Raw genomic sequence first — 17,995 nt, forward strand, 5'->3', positions numbered from 1 at the left:
GAGGGGGTGTTTCCGGAAGAGCCTCGTCCGGAGACACCCCCTCACCCCCGCTCCGGCTTCGCCTGCGCTTGCCATGTCTCTTGAACAGCGACACGGCCCTCTCCCCGCCCGCGGTGAGAGGGAAAACCCGCGCCATTCCGTTCCCCGGACCACCTTGCGCGGGACGGTGACGCGGTCACATCACCTGCTCAACGCCCCAAATCCGCATCCATCACGGCCAGACAGGCGCGCCCTCCAGCCCCGCCGTTTCCGGCAACCCGCAGATCAGGTTCGCGTTCTGCACCGCCTGGCCCGCCGCGCCCTTGCCGAGATTGTCGACCACGCCCAACGCCATCACCAGGTTGCGCTCCGGATCGGCCGCGTAGCTGACGAAGGCGAGGTTCGAGCCGGTCGCCCATTTGGTCTGCGGCGGCGCGTCGGTCACGCGGACGAAGGCCCGGCCCGCATAGAAGCGCCGGGCGGCATCCAGGCACTGGGCCGTGCTGGCGCGGCCGCGGGCATAGATGGTGGCGAGGATGCCGCGGGTCATCGGCACCAGGTGGGGCGTGAAGACGAGGCCGGCGGCGCTACCGCCGCTCAGCCGCTCGATCGTCGCTTCCATCTCGGGCATGTGGGTATGCTTGAGCAGGCCGTAGGGCACCAGGTTCTCGTTGCTCTCGGCATAGCCGAACCGGCTGTCGCCGCCGCCCCGGCCGGCGCCGGAAATGCCGGTCTTGGCGTCGATCACGATCGAGCCCGGCTCGATCAGGCCTTCGGCGAGAAGCGGCGCCAGGGCGGTCAGCGTCGCCGCCGGGAAGCAGCCGGGATTGGCGATCCGGCTCATGCCCACGATCCGGTCCGGCCAGATATCGGCGAGACCGTAGGTCCAGCCCTCGACGTAGCGGTGGTCGCCGCCGATATCGACGATCTTCACGCTCGCAGGCACGCGCGCCAGCGCCGCCGCCGAGGTGCCGGTGGGCAGCGAGGCGAGCAGCACGTCGAGCGGCGGCAGGGAGGCAGGATCCCATTTCTCGATCACGAGGTCGGCGAGTCGCGCCGGCACGCCGGGGAAGCGGTCCTTGAGGCGGCTGCCGGCGCTGCCCTCGCCCGCGGCGTAGACGAGTTCGAAGGACGGGTGGCCGGCGATCAGGCGCAACGCCTCGCCGCCGCCGAAGCCGCTGATTCCGACGATGCCGACGCGAATGCTCATGGGTGGGGTGTCCTTCTCGGTGTTCGGGCAAAAGAAAACCCCCGGAGCCGGGGGCTGCGGGGGCTTGGTTCGGGATTGCGGGCCGAGGGTCCGCTTCCGGTCGGGTGTGGCGCGGCGTGAAGCCGCTACCCTTCGGAAGGACGCCGGTCGACGCGCAGCCGGATAGCCGCCGCGTGGAGGCGGCGTCGGCGTCGATCGCACAGGGTCCGGTTCCCGATCATGGGGCGGGACAGTGTCGCCGCCTGCCCCCCTCGTCAAGCGGAATGTCCGCGGAACTATTTCGACGCCGGCCCGCCCAGGTCGAGGCCCGGATCGGTGAACCGGTACGAGATCTGCGCGAAGGCGCCGTAGCGCTCGCTGGCGAACTTCGCCGGCTCGGCCAGGGTGGGGAAGCGGGCCGTGCCGTCCTGCCGGCCGACCTCCATGCGCCAGGTGCGGGCACCGATGCCGATGCTGATCCGCGGGGTCAGATCGTAGGCGATCAGGCCCTGCAGGAAATAGCCGCTGCCGGTGCCGCGCTCGCGCTGCGCGTTGATGTCGGGGCGCAGCCAGTGCCGGTCGTAGGCGTCGAGGCCGACCACCGGGAGATAGGCACCCTCGAGAGACAGCGTGAACCGGTCGTAGCGGGCCTCGCCGGCGAGGCCGACGCGCATCGCGTTCCAGTGATTGTCCTGGGTCAGCACCGCGACGCCGGCCGGCACCCCGCGGGCGCCGATCACCGGATTCGCGGCGAGCTGGACGATGCCGCCGGCATTGGCGCGCTCGATCGTGGATTGGTAGCCGAGGAAGGCGCCGAGCCGGTAGCTGTCGGAGCGCAGGACATCGTACCCGGCATCGATCGCCGAGAGCGCGACGTCGCCGTCGCGGATCTTGGACAGGGTGTTCGAGTAGACGTTGCCGCGGATGCCCGGCGGAAAATCCTCGTCGTTGAGCCGCCCGCCGGAGGTGACGAAGCCCGAGCCGAGGAAGCCCTTGGCGAACAGGCCGGTCGGGTTGTGGTCGAGGCGGGCGAAGGTCTCGCCGGAATGGGCGTCGAAGTCGCGATAGGTCAGGCGCGAGATCATCGTCTCGTTGGCCGGCCGGTAGAGCGACTTGCGGAAATTGCCGGAGCTGTAGACGTAGCGGGTGCCGATCTCGAAGCCCCATTCCTGCGCGACGGGCGGGACGTAGGGCACCGGGTCGATCAGTGCCTTCGCGACGTCGACGACCGGACCGATGACCGGCAGGCCGTCGTCGAAGCGGTAATTCAGGCCGATCCGGCCGAGGATGCCGCTCGTCTCGACGCGGGTGCCGGCGGAGACGTTGGGCCGGAACCCGGTCGCATCGCCGGCGAGTACGGTGCGGGCGCCGAGATCGTAGTACAGCGCTTCGCCCTTGACCGAGAGATGCGGGCTGATCGCGACCTCGACGCCGCCGCCGGCGACCCAGCCGGTGCGCAACGCGCCCTTCCGCCCGTCGAAATCGGGCCGGTTGACGCGCTCGCCGAAGAATCCGGCATCCGCCGTGGTGGTGGTGTCGATCCGCACGCCGCCGAAGGCGACGCCGCCGGTGCCGTAGACGAAGACCCGGTCGAACGCGTAGCCGACCTTGCCCCGGGCCGTGGCGAGCCAGTCGAGGCGCTGCCCGGCATGGTAGACGCCGCCCGGATAGACGGCGCCGGGCTGGCCCGCCTGCGCGAAGGCGCCGGTCGTGAGGCCGTAGGAGCGGATCGGCGTGAACTGGTAATCGGCCGCCGCGCCGACGACGAGGCCCGGCCCCGGCGCGAGCTGGTAGGTGTAGCCGATCTCACTCCCGGCGACGACGTCGTCGGCCTTCGGCGAGAGCGCAGGCCGCACCGGGCAACGCAGGCCGTTCGCCCGGCCGTCGGCGCCGATGCAGGCCGGGCTCGTCCGGTTGTCGAGATGACCGTAGCCGGCGAACAGGCCGCTATAGAGGCCGGTCCAAGTGAAGACGGGCAGGGCTGCGACGGGTGGGGCCGCACGAAGGGGCAGATCCGCCGCGAGCGCGTCGGCCGCGAAGCCGGCCAGGGGGATCAGAGTGAGCAGGACGCGCATCGCAGGGGGCTCGACAAGGTCGGTCGCAAGTTCCGCCTGTATGCGCGCGCGCTCACGCGGCGCCTGTCACCTGGCGGCCACTCTCCCGGCCCGTCTGACGCAAGAGGATCAGGGAAACGTCGACCTGTCGAGAAAAATCCTTCGCTGGCATGGATTTACATCGATAGTCGCAAAAACGTGCGCAAGGGATGAAAACGACGCGTGCCATCGCCATTTCTTTCTCTCTATTTCTGCATGGCCCAGCAGAAACACGATCTGCGCCGTAACGCCCCGTCGGGGTCAAGGCTCGAGGGGCCGCCACGCCTCCGCCGTCGGGCGCGGCCGCGACGCCATCATCCCGCCCGGTCGGCGGATGGCAGCCAGGCCGACAGGGCGTCCAGCACGGCCGCGACCGTCGCCGGATGGTTCATCAGCCAGGTATGGTGGGCCGGCACCGCGCACCATCGCTCGCCGACGCCGAGGCGGGCGCGCTCCACGCTGACGAGGCCGTCATGCGGCGTCGGGATTCGGGCGCGGAAGAACGGGATGAGCGCCCGCGTGCCCGCCACCACCGCCATCGGGCAGGCCGGGATCGGAATCGCCCCGGACGCGTCGGTGCGCAGGTCGCGGAGTGCCGGACCGAACAAAGCCCGCCCGAGCCGGAAGGCCGCGACGCAGTCGGCCGCCTCGCTGCCGCGGTTCGGGGTACCCAGCATCACGAGGCCCGCCGCGAGCTCGGGCTCCGCCGCGGCGAGGGAGCGGGCGACGAGGCCGCCCATGGAATGCCCGACGAGGACGATCGGGCCGTCGGCCCGCTGCCGGATCCCCGAGACGACGGAACGCAGGTGCTCCGCGCAGGCCGCGATGCCGAGGCGGCGGGACGGGTAACCGAGATTTTCGACGTGGTAGCCGGCCGCGATGAGACGCGCGGCGAGTCGCGCCATGCTGGCCTTCGTGCGCCCCAGGCCGTGCAGCAGCACCACGGTCATCTGCGTCTCGAACCGGATCTCTCGCCGTTGCTGCCTTGCAGCCGGTTCGATCCGTGATCGTCAGGGGAGGGGAATGGTGGGCGCACTAGGGCTCGAACCTAGGACCCGCTGATTAAGAGTCAGCTGCTCTACCAACTGAGCTATGCGCCCGTCGCCCGAGGGCGAGAGGGGAACGGCCACCAACCGTTCCTCAGGTGACGGCTGCTCCTGAGAGCACCCGGTTCAAGCTACCGCGAGAGTAACTTGGGTCTTGTGGTGGGCGCACTAGGGCTCGAACCTAGGACCCGCTGATTAAGAGTCAGCTGCTCTACCAACTGAGCTATGCGCCCGCTCTCACAAGAGCGCCTCCGGGGAAGCCACCAAACCGCCCCGGCGGTGAGGGTCGTTTAAGGGGCCGGCGCCGGGCTGTCCAGCCCCGATCCCGCCGACCCGTCGATTTTTTGCCGGCTGGCTCGCCGACCTCGCCTACTCGGCCCGGGTCACTCCGCGGCGGCGTGCTGGGCGTGGAGGCGGCTGGCGCCGGCCATCAGCTTGTTCAGCGCGGCGAGATAGGCCTTGGCCGAGGCGACCAGGGTGTCCGGGTCGGCGCCGCGGGCGGTGACGATGCGATCGTCCTGGCGCAGGCGCACCGAGACCTCGGCCTGGGCATCGGTGCCCTCGGTGACCGCGTGGACGTCGTAGAGCTCGAGCGCGGCCTCGTGCGGCACCAGGGCGTGGATCGCCTTGAAGACCGCATCGACGGGCCCGTTGCCGTCGGTCTCCTCGGTGACGATGCGGCCCTCGATGTCGAGCTTCATCGTCGCCCGCTGCGGGCCGCGGGTGCCGGCCATCACCGTCAGGGAGACGAGCTTGATGCGGTCGTGCGCGGTGGCCAGGTTCTCGTCGACCAGGGCCTCGATGTCCTCGTCGTAGACGTGCTTCTTGCGGTCGGCCAGCGCCTTGAACCGCTCGAACGCGTCCTGGAACTGGTTGTCCGACAGCCGGTAGCCCATGTCGTCGAGCTTCGAGCGGAAGGCGGCCCGGCCGGAATGCTTGCCCATCACCAGCGAGGTCTTGTGCACGCCGACCGATTCCGGCGTCATGATCTCGTAGGTGGTCTGGTTCTTCAGCATCCCGTCCTGGTGGATGCCGCTCTCGTGGGCGAACGCGTTCCGGCCGACGATCGCCTTGTTGTATTGCACCGGGAAGTGGGTGGCGCCGGCCACCAGCTTCGAGGCGCGCACGAGTTGGGTGGTGTCGATGCCGGTGGCGTAGGGCAGCACGTCGGCGCGGGTCTTGATCGCCATCACGATCTCCTCCAGCGCGGCGTTGCCGGCCCGCTCGCCGATGCCGTTGATGGTGCACTCGATCTGGCGCGCGCCGCCCTCGATGCCGGCCAGCGAGTTCGCCACCGCCAGGCCGAGGTCGTTGTGGCAATGGACGGAAAAGACCGCCTTGTCGGCATTCGGCACCCGCTCGCGGACGGAGCGGAACATCGCCCGGTACTCCTCGGGCGTGGCGTAGCCGACCGTGTCGGGCAGGTTGATGGTGGTGGCACCGACCCGGATCGCCGCCTCGACGCAGCGGCACAGGTAGTCGATCGGCGTGCGGGTCGCGTCCATGGCCGACCACTCGACGTCCTCGACGAGGTCGCGGGCCTGGGCCACGGTCTTCAGGATGATCTCCAGGACCTCGTCCTCGGTCTTGCGCATCTGGTGGGCCAGATGGATCGGCGAGGTCGACACGAAGGTGTGGATGCGCCCGCGCTTGGCGAAGCGCACCGCCTCGCCGGCCCGGGCGATGTCGGCGGGGATCGCACGCGCCAGGCCGGCGATCACCGCGGATTTCGCGCGGCGGGCGATCTCCGCGACCGCCTCGAAATCGCCGTTGGAGGCGATCGGGAAGCCGGCCTCGATGATGTCGACACCCATCGTGTCAAGCATCTCGGCCACCGCCAGCTTCTCCTCCAGCGTCATGGTGGCGCCGGGGCATTGCTCGCCGTCGCGCAGGGTGGTGTCGAAGATCAGCACGCGTTCGGCCGAAGTCGCGGTACGGGCGGTCTGGTCGGTCATGGCACTGGAATCCTGGTTCGCCCGGGATCAGGGGTCGCGCGGGCGCGTCGTCAGAGGAAGGTGTCGGGAAAAAGTATCTCGGTCCTCGATCCCCCAAGGGCCCAGGCGCACGCCCGGACGGCCCTCAGGGGCTGGTAAGGAGGAGAAGGCCGCCGAGGAGGAGCGCGCGCGCCCGCGCCGCCGAAAGGGCGGTCTTGGGAAGCGTCAGCGGGGAGCCGGCATGAGCCACGGCTCGCGTCTCCTGAAGGGTGCTGGACCCGGGGCGAGGGTCGCTTGTGTACCGGGCCGGAGGATCGATGACAAGGGCGTGATGACGCGGGAGCGATGACGATCCGCGATCACCCCTTGCGTCGTCCGGCGATTGACCGGCCCGTCCGTGATTGCGACAAGCTCGGCTTTACGCAACCGATCCCAAGGTGGAGCCTCCCCGTGTCGTATTGGAAGCCCGGGCTTGCCGTCGCGGCCCTCCTCGCCCTCGCCGCCTGCCAGTCGAAGCCGGCCGTGCCGCCGCCCGCCGCCGCGCTCGGCCCGGTCGCCGCGCTGCCCGCCGGGGCGCTGCCTGCCGGCACCGGTTGCGGCCCCGCCATCGCCCGCACCCAGGCCATCGTCGACAGCGACGTCGCCACCGGCAACCTCAACGCCCCGGTCGGCAAGCGCTTCTCCGCCGATCTCGCCCAAGCCTCCGCCGCCTGCGCGGCCGGCCGCGACGGTGAGGCCCTGCACCTGCTGGCTGCGGCCCGGTCGCGCTACGGTTATCCGTAGGGCGCGAGCCCGTCGGATCGGGATGACTCGACAGTCTTGACATCCTCCTCGTCATTCCGGGGCCGCGAAAGCGGTGCCCGGAATCCAGAAACACAGGTGCTTCCAAAGAAGATGGGACGATCTCCGGTTTATCCCGCACCATCAGCGGTTCTGAATTCCGGGTTCCGCTTTCGCGGCCCCGGAATGACCCGGTGGGTGTGATCACTGTCGGAGACAGTCACACCGGCTCTTGCAGAAAAGCCGTCTGCGCCGCCTGCTCCAGATCGGCGATCAGGTCGCCGGCCTCCTCCAGCCCGGCATTGAAGCGAAACATCGCGCCCCTCTGTAGCGTCGCCGGATCGCGGCGCGGATGGACCGGCAGCACCAGGGAGACGTGGCCGCCCCAGCTCTCGGCGACGCGAAACAGCAGCAGCGCATCGACGAAGGCCTGGACCCGCTCGGCCGGCAGTCCCTCGTCGAACGCCACCGTGAACAGGCTGTTGCCGGCGCCGAAATACTGTCGGAAGCGGGCATGGTACGGGCTCGCCGCCCGGGCCGGGCTCAAGATGTCGGCCGTGAACGGCTTGTCCTCGAACCAAGCCATCAGCGACCCGGCGGAAGCCGCGTGCCGCTCCAGGCGGCTCTCCGCGCTGTCGACCCGGTGGAACAGACGGGTGCAGGTCTGGGGCGAGACCGCCCCGTTGCCGCTGATCCGCAACTGCCGGCGCAGGCGGGCGAGGTCGGCCGCCTCGCGCGCCACCACGATGCCGCTCGGCGTGTCGCCGTAGCCGCCCTCGTACTTCGTCGTCGCCTGGACCGCGACGGCGATGCCGTGGTCGAGGGGCCGGAAGCGGACGTGGCTTCCCCAGGTATTGTCCATCACCGTACGAATGCCGGCCGCGCGCGCCGCCGCGACGATGCCGGCGATGTCCGGGATCTCGAAGGTCCCGCTCGCCGGCGCCTCGAGGTAGAGCATCGTCTCGGCGGGCGCGACGCGCGTTCCGGCCTCGCGGATCAGGGCGGCGACCTCCTCGCCCGAGGCGCCGGACGGATAGGTCATGAGCGCGGCGCGCCCCGTCTCGGACAGGTAGCGCCAGGCCGGGAAGTAGATGGCGTCCGGGATCAGCACGACCTTCGGGGCGAAGGCGTCGACGACCGTCGCGATCGCCGCGAGGCCGGAGGCGCAGACGATCGCGCCGGCCCCACCATGCAATCGGGTGAACTTCGCGCAGACCGCCTCGGCCTCCGGCGACAGGACGACGCCGTATTCGGCACCGCCATAGGGCGCGCGGCCCGCCGCATCGGCCGCCTCGTAGTCGCCGAGCGTCTCGAAGCCGACGCTGCTCTGGCCGAGCGAGCCGAGGTCCGAGAAGGCGCGGGCCTCCCCGAGGCCGCCCGGATTGAGGTGGCCGCGCGAGGCCGCGAGGTCGAGGATCGGGGCGTGGATGGCCTGCGTCTCCGGTCCGCACCCGGCGAGGAAGGCGGTGCGACGCTCGGCCTTGGTGCCGGCCTCGGCGGCGGAGGGGGCGGGCGGAGAGTGGGGCACGGCGGCATGTCCTTCGGGAGCGGATGGCGTGCCGTATAGGCCTGTCCCGTCCGACCCGCCACGCCGCCTCATGTCCTGCCGCGGGGGCTGCCCGGCGGGAACGTCCGGCGCCGCCGGCGGTTCGGGTACTCGGCCGTGCATCTGCGATCCGCACCGCCCGACAGGAGCCCGGCAGACCCGATGCAATCCCCGCCCGACAACCTCGATGCCCACGCCCTCGGTCGGGCTGCCCCCGACAAGGGCCTCGCCCGCGCGGCCTGCCCCTATGCCGAGGGCACGGAGGCGCGGGAGCGCTGGCTTGCCGGCTACGACGAGGCCGTGGCGGCGGGGGCGGAGCCTGTGACCGGCGGCCTCAAGCGCGAACCGGGCCGCTGATCCCCCGGCATGGACGCGCGAAATCCAGTCCGCCCGGGCCTCGACCGCAAGGCGGTCGGCGCCGTGGTGCTCGGCAACGCCCTCGAATTCTACGACTTCACCGTCTACGCCTTCTTCGCCAAGGCGATCGGCGAGGCGTTCTTCCCGGCCTCGGACGCGAGCCACAGCCTGCTCGCCTCGCTCGCCCTGTTCGGCGTCGGCTACGTCATGCGGCCGATCGGCGGCGCCCTGATCGGGGCGCTCGCCGACCGGTCCGGGCGCAAGCCCGCCATGCTGGTCACCATCGTGCTGATGGCGCTCGGCATGCTGATGCTCGCCGCCTGTCCCGGTTACGCGCAGATCGGCGGCTGGGCGCAAGCCATCGTCATCGCCGGCCGGCTGATCCAGGGCCTGGCGCTCGGCGGCGAGGTCGGCCCCTCGACCGCCTACCTGCTGGAAGCGGCGCCCGCCAAGCACCGAGGCTTCGTCACCAGCTGGCAGATCGCCAGCCAGGGCTGCGCGGCCCTCTTCGCCGGCCTGCTGGCGACGGCGCTCGCGCTGACGATCGGCGAGGCCGCCATGGCGGCCTGGGGCTGGCGGGTGATGTTCCTGGTCGGCCTCGCCGTCGTGCCGGTCGGCCTCGTGATCCGCAGCCACCTGCCGGAGACCGGCGGCGTCGAAAAGGACCCGACCGCCGCGGCCTCGACCGGGGCGGTGATCGGGCGGCTCGTGCGCGAGCACGGCCGCCTGCTCGGGCTGACCTTCCTGGTCGTCGCCGCCTCGACGGTCTCGAACGCGGTCGGCACCAACATGCCGGTCTATGCCGGCGCGACCCTGGGGTTGAGCGAGACGGTCGCGACCGCGGTGCCGATCGCGCTGGGCCTCGCCTCGGTGGCCTTCCCGCTGCTCGGCGGATACCTCGCCGACCGCTACGGCCGCCGCCCGGTGATGATCTGGCCGCGCGCCCTGATCCTCGTCCTGGCGGTCCCGGCCTTCGCCTGGCTCCTGCGGGCGCCGGGACCGCTCGCCGTCTACGCCGTGACCTTCCTGCTCTCGGCCCTGTCCTCGATCAACGCCGCGGCGGTGATCGTCGGCATTCCGGAGGCCCTGCCGCGCGCGGTGCGCAGCTCGGGCCTCGCCATCGTGTACGCGCTCGCGGTCTCGGTGTTCGGCGGCAGCACCAACTACGCGATCAACTGGCTGATCGCGGCCACCGGCGACCGGATGGCGCCGGCTTACTACCTCGCCGCCTTCAGCCTCGTCGGCACGGTGGCGGCATGGATGCTGCCGGAGACGCGCGGGCGGGTTCTCGACGCCGGGGAGGGAGGTCGGCGCTAGACGCTCGCGACCGCTTCCCGCGCGCTCCGTCGCCTCCCGTGAAAATTCCGCCGGACCGACGCCCGCAGGGCGGGGCGATGCTGGCGGTCGGGCGTTTCATGACGGAGATCGGGGACGACGCGGCGCCCGTTCGGAGCCGCGAGAGCAAGGTGACATGAGCAGCACAACCGCCTCCACGCAACGCTGGCGCTTCCTCGCCCCCGGACGGCGCCTGCCGGGTTCGCCGCTGGCCTTCCTCCTCCTCGCTCTGGCCGTCGCGGCCGGCGGCTGGAACACCGTCGCGGGTGCCCGCAGCCGGGCCGAGGCCGAGCGGCTGGGTCGGGTCATGGCGCTGAGCGAGCATGTGCTGTCGAGCATGAAGGATCTCGAGACCGGCCAGCGCGGCTACGTGCTGACCGGCCGCGAGGATTACCTCCAGCCCTACGACGCGGCGCTCGCCCGGATCGACGGCGAGCTCGCCGCCATCGACGCCGTGACGCCCGACCGGACTGTCCGCGAGCGCCGCCGCAGCGTGATCGCGGCCGAGAAGGACTACGCCGCCCGCGTCGTCGCCGCCCGCCGGAGCGGCGGCCAGGAGGCGGCACTGAGCCTGATCCAGACCGGGGAGGGCAAGCGCGTCATGGACGCCGTGCGCGAGACGACGCGGGAGGTCCAGGACCGGGCCGCCACCGACCTGCGCCACCTGGCCGAGGCCGACGCTCTGCGCTCGCCGCTCCTGTCCCTCGTCACGCTCGCCTGCGCGCTCGCGGCGTTCGGCCTCCTGGCCCGCCTCGCCCTGATGCGCCGCCGCGAGAGCCAGCGCATGGCCGACCTGCTGGAGAGCGTCCTGGAGAACGCGCCCGTGGGCCTCGGCTTCCTCGACCGCGACCTGAACCTGCGTCACATGAACCGGGCGCTCGGCAACATGAGCGAGCGTGGCTTCGGCGCCGATCTCGGCGCGCCGATCTGGGCGCTGCTGCCGTCCTTGCGCGACGCACTCGGGCCGAAGCTCGCGGCGGCCCGGGACAGCGGGCTCGTCACCGCCAATGTCGAGGTCGCGGTGCCGGCTCCGAGCGCACCGGGCGGCATCCGCCATTTCGAGGCGAGCTTCTTTCCCTTGCGCCGCCGCGGCGGCGGGCCCGAGGGCGAGCGGGCCGACGGCGTCGGCATCGTCATGGACGACGTGACCCTGGGAAAACTCGCCGAGCGCCGCCTCGTCGACAGCGAGGAACGGTTCCGCTCGCTCACCGAGGCGACCTCCGCCATCGTCTGGACCACCACGCCGGACGGCGCCTTCCGGGAGATCACCTCGGAATGGACCCGCTTCACCGGCCAGGCCCCCGCCGAGGCTGCGGGCCAGGGCTTCCTGGCGGCGATCCATCCCGACGACCGGGAGGCGACGCGGGACGCCTGGGAGCGGGCGGTGGCCTCGCGCGCGCTCTACGCCATCGAGCACCGCGTCCGCCGCCACGACGGGGTGTGGCGCCACATGGAGGGCCGCGCCGTGCCGATCCTGGAGGCGGATGGCCGCGTGCGCGAATGGGTGGGGGCGCATGCCGACGTCACCGCCCGCAAGGAAGCCGAGCTGGCGCTGGAAGCCGCCAAGGAGGCGGCGGAGGAGGCCAACCGCGCCAAGAGCCAGTTCCTCGCCAACATGAGCCACGAATTGCGCACTCCGCTCTCGGCGGTGATCGGCTATTCGGAGATGCTGCAGGAGGAGATGGAGGATCTCGGCGAGGAGAACCTGCTCGCCGACATGCGCAAGATCGAGGCGAATGCCCGCCACCTGCTCGGCCTCATCAACGACGTGCTCGACCTCTCGAAGATCGAGGCGGAGCGGATGGAGGTCTTCGCCGAGGACCTGGACGTCGCCGAGACCGTCCGGGAGGTCGCCACCACGGTCGACGCCCTGGTGGTGAAGAAGGGCAACTCGTTGAGCCTCACCCTCGGCGACGATCTCGGACGGGCCCATACCGACGCGACGAAGCTGCGGCAGTGCCTGATCAACCTCTTGAGCAACGCCGCCAAGTTCACCGAGGGCGGCACCATCACGCTTCGCGCCGAACGCGAGCACCGCGAGGGCGGCGACCGGCTGCGCTTCACCGTATCGGACACCGGCATCGGCATGAGCGAGGAGCAGCAGGCCCGGCTGTTCCAGCGCTTCACCCAGGCCGACGCCTCGACCACCCGCCGCTTCGGCGGCACCGGGCTCGGGCTGGCCATCACCCGCGCCTTCGCGCAGATGCTCGGCGGCGAGATCGCCGTCGAGAGCCGGTTGGGTGAGGGCACCACCTTCACCCTGGAACTGCCGGCGCTCTACGAGGAGCGCGGCCCGGCCGAGCCTGCCGGCCCGGTCGTGCCCGAGGCGCCGGCGGCCGCCGGGGCGCGTCCCGATACCGGCTCCAACCTCGTCCTCGTCGTCGACGACGACCCGGCGACCCGCGACCTCCTCGCCCGCTTCCTGCGCCGGGACGGGTTCTCGGTCGCGACCGCCGCGGACGGTCGCGTCGGCCTGGAGCAGGCGCGGCTTTTGCGCCCCCGGGTCGTCCTTCTCGACGTGACGATGCCGCGCATGGACGGCTGGTCGGTGCTGCGGGCGCTGCGCGCCGACCCGGATTTCGGCGCGACGCCGGTCATCATGGTGACGGTGCTCGACGAGCAGAACCTCGCCTTCTCGCTCGGCGCCACCGACTACCTGCACAAGCCGGTCGAGTGGGGGGCGCTCAAGGAGGCGATGGAGCGCTTCCGGCCCGCCATCCACGAGGGACCGGTCCTGGTGGTCGACGACGACCCGGACGTGCGCGAGCGCATGACCACCATGCTGACCCGCGAGGGCTGGCGGGTGGCGACCGCCGAGCATGGGCTGGCCGGCCTGGAGGCGGTCGGGGTGCGCAAACCCGGCCTGATCCTCCTCGACCTGATGATGCCGGAACTCGACGGGTTCGGGTTCCTGCGCGCCTTGCGCGACCGGCCCGACTGGCGCGACATCCCGGTCGTCGTGCTGACCGCCAAGGACGTCACCGCGGAAGACCGCCGCCGCCTCGCCGGCCAGGCCGACCGGATCCTGCCGAAGGCGGGCTTAGGGATGGCGGATCTCGCGGCGACCCTGCGCGGGTTGATGAGCCCGGGGGTGGGGAACGAGGCGGCGGAGGCGCCGGATCGGGCGGCGGCGCCGTGACGGCGCGGCTCCGCGCCGCGAGGCCGAATCGCGCCGGTGCCCTACCTTCACCGTCATGATCCTGCTTCGCCATGGCCAGAGCCAGTTCAACCTCCACTTCCACGCCACCGGCGTCGATCCCGGCATCGTCGATGCGCCCCTGACGCCGCTCGGCCACGAACAGGCGGAGGCCGCCTCCCGCGCGCTCGCGGGGGAGGGGGTACGGCGCATCCTGTGCTCGCCGCTCACCCGTGCGCTCCAGACCGCCGCCCCGGTCGCGTCGCGCCTGGACCTCCCCGTCCTGGTCACGCCGACGGTGCGGGAGCGCCGCGGCGCGAGCTGCGACATCGGCACCTGCCGCACCGACCTCGCCCGCGCCTGGCCCCATCTCGACCTGAACCACCTGGACGAGGTCTGGTGGCGGGAGGCCGAGGACGAGGCCGACCATGAGCCGGATCACCTGTTCGACGCGCGCACCGCGTCCTTCCGGGCCGGGATGGAGGGTGATCCCGACTGGGCCCACACCCTGGTCGTGTGCCACTGGGGATTCATCATGGCGGTCACCGGATGCAGCCTCGCCAACGGCGAGTGGGTCCGCTGCCGGATGGATGCGGGCGGGCGGCTGGTGGCGGTCGAGCGTTGATCTGGGTCGAGGTCAACCTGGGTCGAGGTCAATCTGGGTCACGGCGGCGAGGCGACCGTTGCCGCATCCGCGATGCGGACCGGAAACCGCGGCGCCCGGCGCTTCACTTATGCGAAAATCCGGCTCCCACGATCCGGCGGACCGACATCCCTCATCCGGACGGTGGTCGATCACCCATGCGCGACACGATCATTCGGCGAACCCGCACGTAATACTGGCGCAACAAACCTCCGCCACTCTGCGAGGTGAAAGGCGGACGATCGAGTCAGTCTCTCCTCTGATGTATTCAACATGCATCATTCCGATGAGTCCGATTCATTCCCGTGCTGTATCGGTGGCGTAGACGTAAGGCTTCCCCTGTATCGAGAAGGGTCGACGCGATGACGGTTCAAGCACGGCGCAGGCTCGACTTCACGGAGAGCGCGACGGACCAATCCGGAGAGGAGATCCGGTCGCATGTCCGGTCCCGGCTGGAAAGACTCATCGCCAGTCTGAACCCGGGCGAGGCGAGGGTTCGGGTCGAGGCGGATTAGGACTCCGCCCCGGACCCTGATCGAACGGCTTCTCCTACGCTTTCCGATCGATCGCTTCGCGATGCGGATAGCGGCCTCGCTCAGGCGCCGGGCGGGCTGATGATACGAAATCCGGAAGTCATCTTCCGGATTCCGCATCATCTCGATTCCGGCCCATCAGGCGGTGCCCAGAAGGTCCAGGATGGCGCGTCGGTCGGCGACGACGCCCGGATCCTCGCGGTGGCGCGGATAGGGCCGGTCGCATGCGATGTCGGCCCTGATCCGGGCCGGGCGGTCCGAGAAGACCAGGATGCGCTGGGCCAGCATCAGGGCCTCCTCGACGTCGTGGGTGACGAGGAGCGCGGTGAACCCCTTGTCCCGCCACAGGCGCACCAGCTCGGCCTGCATCGCCAGGCGGGTCAGCGAATCGAGCTTGCCCAGAGGCTCGTCGAGCAGCAGCAGCGGCGGCGCATTGACGAGGGCCCGGGCCAGCGCCACCCGCTGCGCCATGCCGCCCGAGAGCTGGTGCGGGAAGGCGTCGGCAAAGCCGGAGAGCCCGACCAGAGCGAGCGCCTCCTCGACGCGCCCGCGTTCCGCCCTCAGGCGTCCGCGGGCTTCGGGGCCGATTGCGACGTTGCCGATGACGCTGCGCCAGGGATAGAGCGTCGGGTCCTGGAACACGAGGCCGCGGGAGGGATGCGGGCCGCGCAAGGGAGCGCCGTCGACGGCGATCCGGCCCTCGTTCGGCGGCTCCAACCCGGCGACGAGGCGCAGCAGGGTCGACTTCCCGCAGCCCGAGGGCCCGAGCAGGGCCACGAAGGCGCCGGGCGCGACGTCGAACGACACGCCGTCGAGGACCGGGAGCGGCGCCTTCTTCAGGGCGAAGGCGTGGCGCACGTCGCGCAGCGAGAGAGCGGCGCCCTCCGCCGGGACCGGGGCGGGCGCCACGGAGGCGGGGGTTCGGGCGGGAGTTCGGGACGGGGCGACCAGGCCGGCTACCATTGGACGAGGCCCTTCTGCCAGGACAGGAGACGGTCGCGCAGCCGGAACAGCAGGGTGATCAGACCCGAGCAGGCCAGCGCCATCACGGCCAGCGCCGCGTACATGTTGGCGTAGGCCGCCCAGCCCTGCGCCCATTGCAGGTACCAGCCGAGGCCGGCTTTCACGCCCAGCATCTCGGCCACCACCAGCACCGCGAAGGAGCTGCCGAGCCCCATGAACAGCCCGACGAAGACGTGCGGCAGGGCCGCCGGGATCGCCACCTTGAGGATCAGGAAGCCTTCGCGGGCACCGAGCGTCCGGGCGACGTCGTAATACGCCTTGTTGACCCCGGCGATGCCCGACCAGGTCAGCACCGTGACGGGAAAGCCGGTGGCAAGCGCAACGAGGAAGGTCGAGGCCGCGCCGCTCGACGGGAAGACGAAGAACGCGAGCGGCAGCCAGGCGGTGGCCGGCAGCGGGCCGACGAAGCGCAAAACCGGATGCACCCAGTAGCCGACGCTCCGCGACCAGCCGACCGCGACCCCGAGGGTGAAGCCGGCGAGCGCCCCGAGGGCGTAGCCGCCGGCCAGCAGCCGCAGGGAATGCCAGACGCTGTCGGCGAGCCGCGCGTAATCCTCGACGAAGACCTCCAGGATCGCCTGCGGCGGCGGGAAGAACGGCATCGGCAGCCAGGCGCGCTTGGCGGTCGCCACCTCCCATAGGCCCAGCAGGGCGGCGAGCACGATCAGCCAGGGCGACCAGCCCTGGATCCGGTGGATCGGGCCGGCCTCGCCGGGACGCAGGAAGCCGGCCGCCAGGACCAGGGCTCCGAACCCGGCGAGACCGATGGCGAGTTCGCGGGTGAGGCCGAAATCGCCGAGGTCGGGCGGCAGCGCCACGAGGGCGGCGAGCCCGAACCAGGCGGCCGACGCCGCGACGGAGGCAGGGGCGGGCAGGAAGGCGGGGCGCCGGACGGTGCCCTCCGCCCGGGGAAGCGCGATGTCGCTCATGGGCAGCGCCTCAGCTCAGGACGTCGGCATAGACGCGCTCGGCGAATTGCTTCGCGTCGGTGCGGGCGCGGATCACCTTCACGGTCTTCAGCTCGTCGATATAGGCGGCGATCTGCTGCTTCAGCTCGGCCCCGAGGGGGTGGTGATGATGCGTGTGGCTGCGCAGCATCGCGGCGAGTTCGTCCACCGAGCCCTTGCCGCCATAGCCGGCATAGATCTTGGCCGCATAGTCCGGATCGTGCGCGACCTGGGTGCCGGCCTCCAGCAGCGCCCGTGTCAGCGCCGCAGCCACCGGACGCTCGTCGCGCACCAGGGCGCCGCGAAGCGCCAGGATGCAGCAGGTGCGGTCGTGGTACTCGGCCGAGAGGTTGTTGGCGATCTCGGTCAGGCGGGCGTCCTTCGCCCACAGGAAGGTGCGCGGATCGCCGTCGGCCAGCGCCTGCGCCTCGCCCTTCTCGACCGCGAGGTTGAGGAGATCCATCGGATAGACCCGCCACTCGACCTCGCGCTCGGGATCGATGCCGCGCTTGGCGAGCAGCAGGCTGAAGAAGTTCTTGGCCGGCGAGGCCTGGTCGCTCACTGCGATCACCTTGCCCTTCAGCGATTCCAGGCTGGTCGCCCCGGCGGAGGTGGCGCCGAGCAGCCGCATGCAGCCGCCATGGATGCCGGCCGTGACCTTGACGTCGAAGCCCTGCTCCAGGGGCTTGAGCCAGCGCAGCGCCATGCCGATGCCGGCATCCGCCTTGCCGGTGGCGATCGCCTCCAGCAATTGCTCGGTCGAGCCGCCGAAATTGACGAACTCCACGTCGAGACCATGCCGGGCGAAGATCCCGCTCTCCTTGGCGACGGGCGCGGCCGCGGTGCAGATCGCCGAGGCGTTCCAGGCGAGCTTGATCGGCCGCGGCGTGCCTTTCGGCGCCGGCCCCTCGGCGGCAACCCGGCAGATCGGCGTGCCGGGGAGGTCGGGGACCGGCAGGAGCCCGGCCGAGGAGGGGGAGCCGACGAGGCCGAAAGGTGTCGCGAGACCCAGGGCCGCGGCGCGGGCGAGGAAGCGGCGGCGGGATTCCGGATGCGTGGGGTGGGGGAGCGTCATCGTCCGGGGGCTTCCGGTGGACAGGGGAGGGCGTGTCGGGCGGCTCGAGCGGGAGTTTTTCGGGCCTCAGGCTCGAGCGTGCCGCGAACGGCCCATGCGGCCGGCCTCGATTCGCACCCTCCGCGCCGCCAACGCCGCGCGCTTGTCCATGAAGTCTTCGTCGAGCGACATCATGCCGGCCCCATGCAATGGGCACGCCGCCATGCGCCGTACCCGCCTTGTCGAGAGGCCTTGATCTTGTCGTCTTCGATTCGATCGGTCAATGAAACGGGATTGTTTTGTCTCGCGGATTGCTGGGACGGCGTTGCGAGACTTGGCGATCCGACAGCGACATTCTTCTCGGGATGCCAATTTTGCCATGCTGATGCGGCGGGCGCGA

13 protein-coding genes and 2 tRNA genes are annotated in these 17,995 nt (G+C 71.1%); 5 read left to right on the forward strand and 10 right to left on the reverse strand.

Annotation, left to right across the window (positions count from 1 at the left end; genetic code table 11):
* Positions 1-211: 211 nt before the first annotated feature.
* From argC to HBB12_RS04385, 6 genes are all read right to left on the reverse strand, one after another.
* Complete coding sequence (argC, locus tag HBB12_RS04360) at positions 212-1,189, reverse strand: N-acetyl-gamma-glutamyl-phosphate reductase (protein WP_236988233.1); 978 nt, start codon at positions 1,187-1,189, stop codon at positions 212-214.
* 275 nt (positions 1,190-1,464) lie between these two features.
* Positions 1,465-3,243, reverse strand: coding sequence for an omptin family outer membrane protease (locus tag HBB12_RS04365; RefSeq protein WP_236988234.1), 1,779 nt, complete (start codon positions 3,241-3,243; stop codon positions 1,465-1,467).
* Positions 3,244-3,575: 332 nt separating this feature from the next.
* A complete protein-coding gene (locus tag HBB12_RS04370) occupies positions 3,576-4,211 on the reverse strand; it encodes an alpha/beta fold hydrolase (protein WP_236988235.1) in 636 nt (211 codons plus the stop codon).
* Positions 4,212-4,285: 74 nt separating this feature from the next.
* Positions 4,286-4,361, reverse strand: a tRNA-Lys gene (locus HBB12_RS04375).
* A gap of 103 nt (positions 4,362-4,464) precedes the next feature.
* Positions 4,465-4,540 (reverse strand) — tRNA-Lys (locus HBB12_RS04380).
* Between the two features lie 150 nt (positions 4,541-4,690).
* Entirely contained in the window at positions 4,691-6,262 is a 1,572-nt protein-coding gene (locus tag HBB12_RS04385) for a 2-isopropylmalate synthase (RefSeq protein WP_236988236.1), read from the reverse strand.
* 429 nt (positions 6,263-6,691) lie between these two features.
* On the opposite strand from HBB12_RS04385, the gene HBB12_RS04390 reads away from it, so the two are divergent.
* Positions 6,692-7,024, forward strand: coding sequence for a hypothetical protein (locus HBB12_RS04390; protein WP_236988237.1), 333 nt, complete (start codon positions 6,692-6,694; stop codon positions 7,022-7,024).
* A gap of 217 nt (positions 7,025-7,241) precedes the next feature.
* On the opposite strand, the gene HBB12_RS04395 is transcribed toward HBB12_RS04390, so the two are convergent.
* Positions 7,242-8,549 carry a PLP-dependent transferase gene (locus HBB12_RS04395; RefSeq protein ID WP_236988238.1) on the reverse strand — a complete coding sequence of 436 codons (1,308 nt, stop codon included), beginning with the start codon at positions 8,547-8,549 and terminating at the stop codon, positions 7,242-7,244.
* A 180-nt stretch (positions 8,550-8,729) separates the two neighbouring features.
* On the opposite strand from HBB12_RS04395, the gene HBB12_RS04400 reads away from it, so the two are divergent.
* From HBB12_RS04400 to HBB12_RS04415, 4 genes are all read left to right on the forward strand, one after another.
* Positions 8,730-8,924, forward strand: coding sequence for a ribosome modulation factor (locus HBB12_RS04400; RefSeq protein ID WP_236988239.1), 195 nt, complete (start codon positions 8,730-8,732; stop codon positions 8,922-8,924).
* Positions 8,925-8,933: 9 nt separating this feature from the next.
* The gene (locus tag HBB12_RS04405; protein ID WP_236988240.1) at positions 8,934-10,241 is read left to right on the forward strand and encodes an MFS transporter; all 1,308 of its coding nucleotides are present in this window, start codon (positions 8,934-8,936) and stop codon (positions 10,239-10,241) included.
* A gap of 154 nt (positions 10,242-10,395) precedes the next feature.
* Positions 10,396-13,398: a response regulator gene (locus tag HBB12_RS04410; protein ID WP_236988241.1), complete on the forward strand. Its 3,003-nt coding sequence runs from the start codon at positions 10,396-10,398 to the stop codon at positions 13,396-13,398.
* 55 nt (positions 13,399-13,453) lie between these two features.
* Complete coding sequence (locus HBB12_RS04415; protein WP_236988242.1) at positions 13,454-14,020, forward strand: histidine phosphatase family protein; 567 nt, start codon at positions 13,454-13,456, stop codon at positions 14,018-14,020.
* 689 nt (positions 14,021-14,709) lie between these two features.
* On the opposite strand, the gene HBB12_RS04420 is transcribed toward HBB12_RS04415, so the two are convergent.
* Genes HBB12_RS04420 through HBB12_RS04430 form a run of 3 tightly spaced genes read right to left on the reverse strand, consistent with a single transcriptional unit; the run spans position 14,710 to position 17,616 of the window.
* A complete protein-coding gene (locus tag HBB12_RS04420; RefSeq protein ID WP_236988243.1) occupies positions 14,710-15,534 on the reverse strand; it encodes an ABC transporter ATP-binding protein in 825 nt (274 codons plus the stop codon).
* A complete protein-coding gene (locus tag HBB12_RS04425) occupies positions 15,528-16,523 on the reverse strand; it encodes an ABC transporter permease (RefSeq protein WP_236988244.1) in 996 nt (331 codons plus the stop codon). The genes HBB12_RS04420 and HBB12_RS04425 overlap by 7 nt, the downstream gene beginning before the upstream one ends.
* A 10-nt stretch (positions 16,524-16,533) precedes the next feature.
* Positions 16,534-17,616: an ABC transporter substrate-binding protein gene (locus HBB12_RS04430; protein WP_236988245.1), complete on the reverse strand. Its 1,083-nt coding sequence runs from the start codon at positions 17,614-17,616 to the stop codon at positions 16,534-16,536.
* Positions 17,617-17,995: the final 379 nt, after the last annotated feature.

Source organism: Methylobacterium sp. SyP6R (assembly GCF_019216885.1).
Taxonomy (GTDB): Bacteria; Pseudomonadota; Alphaproteobacteria; order Rhizobiales; family Beijerinckiaceae; genus Methylobacterium.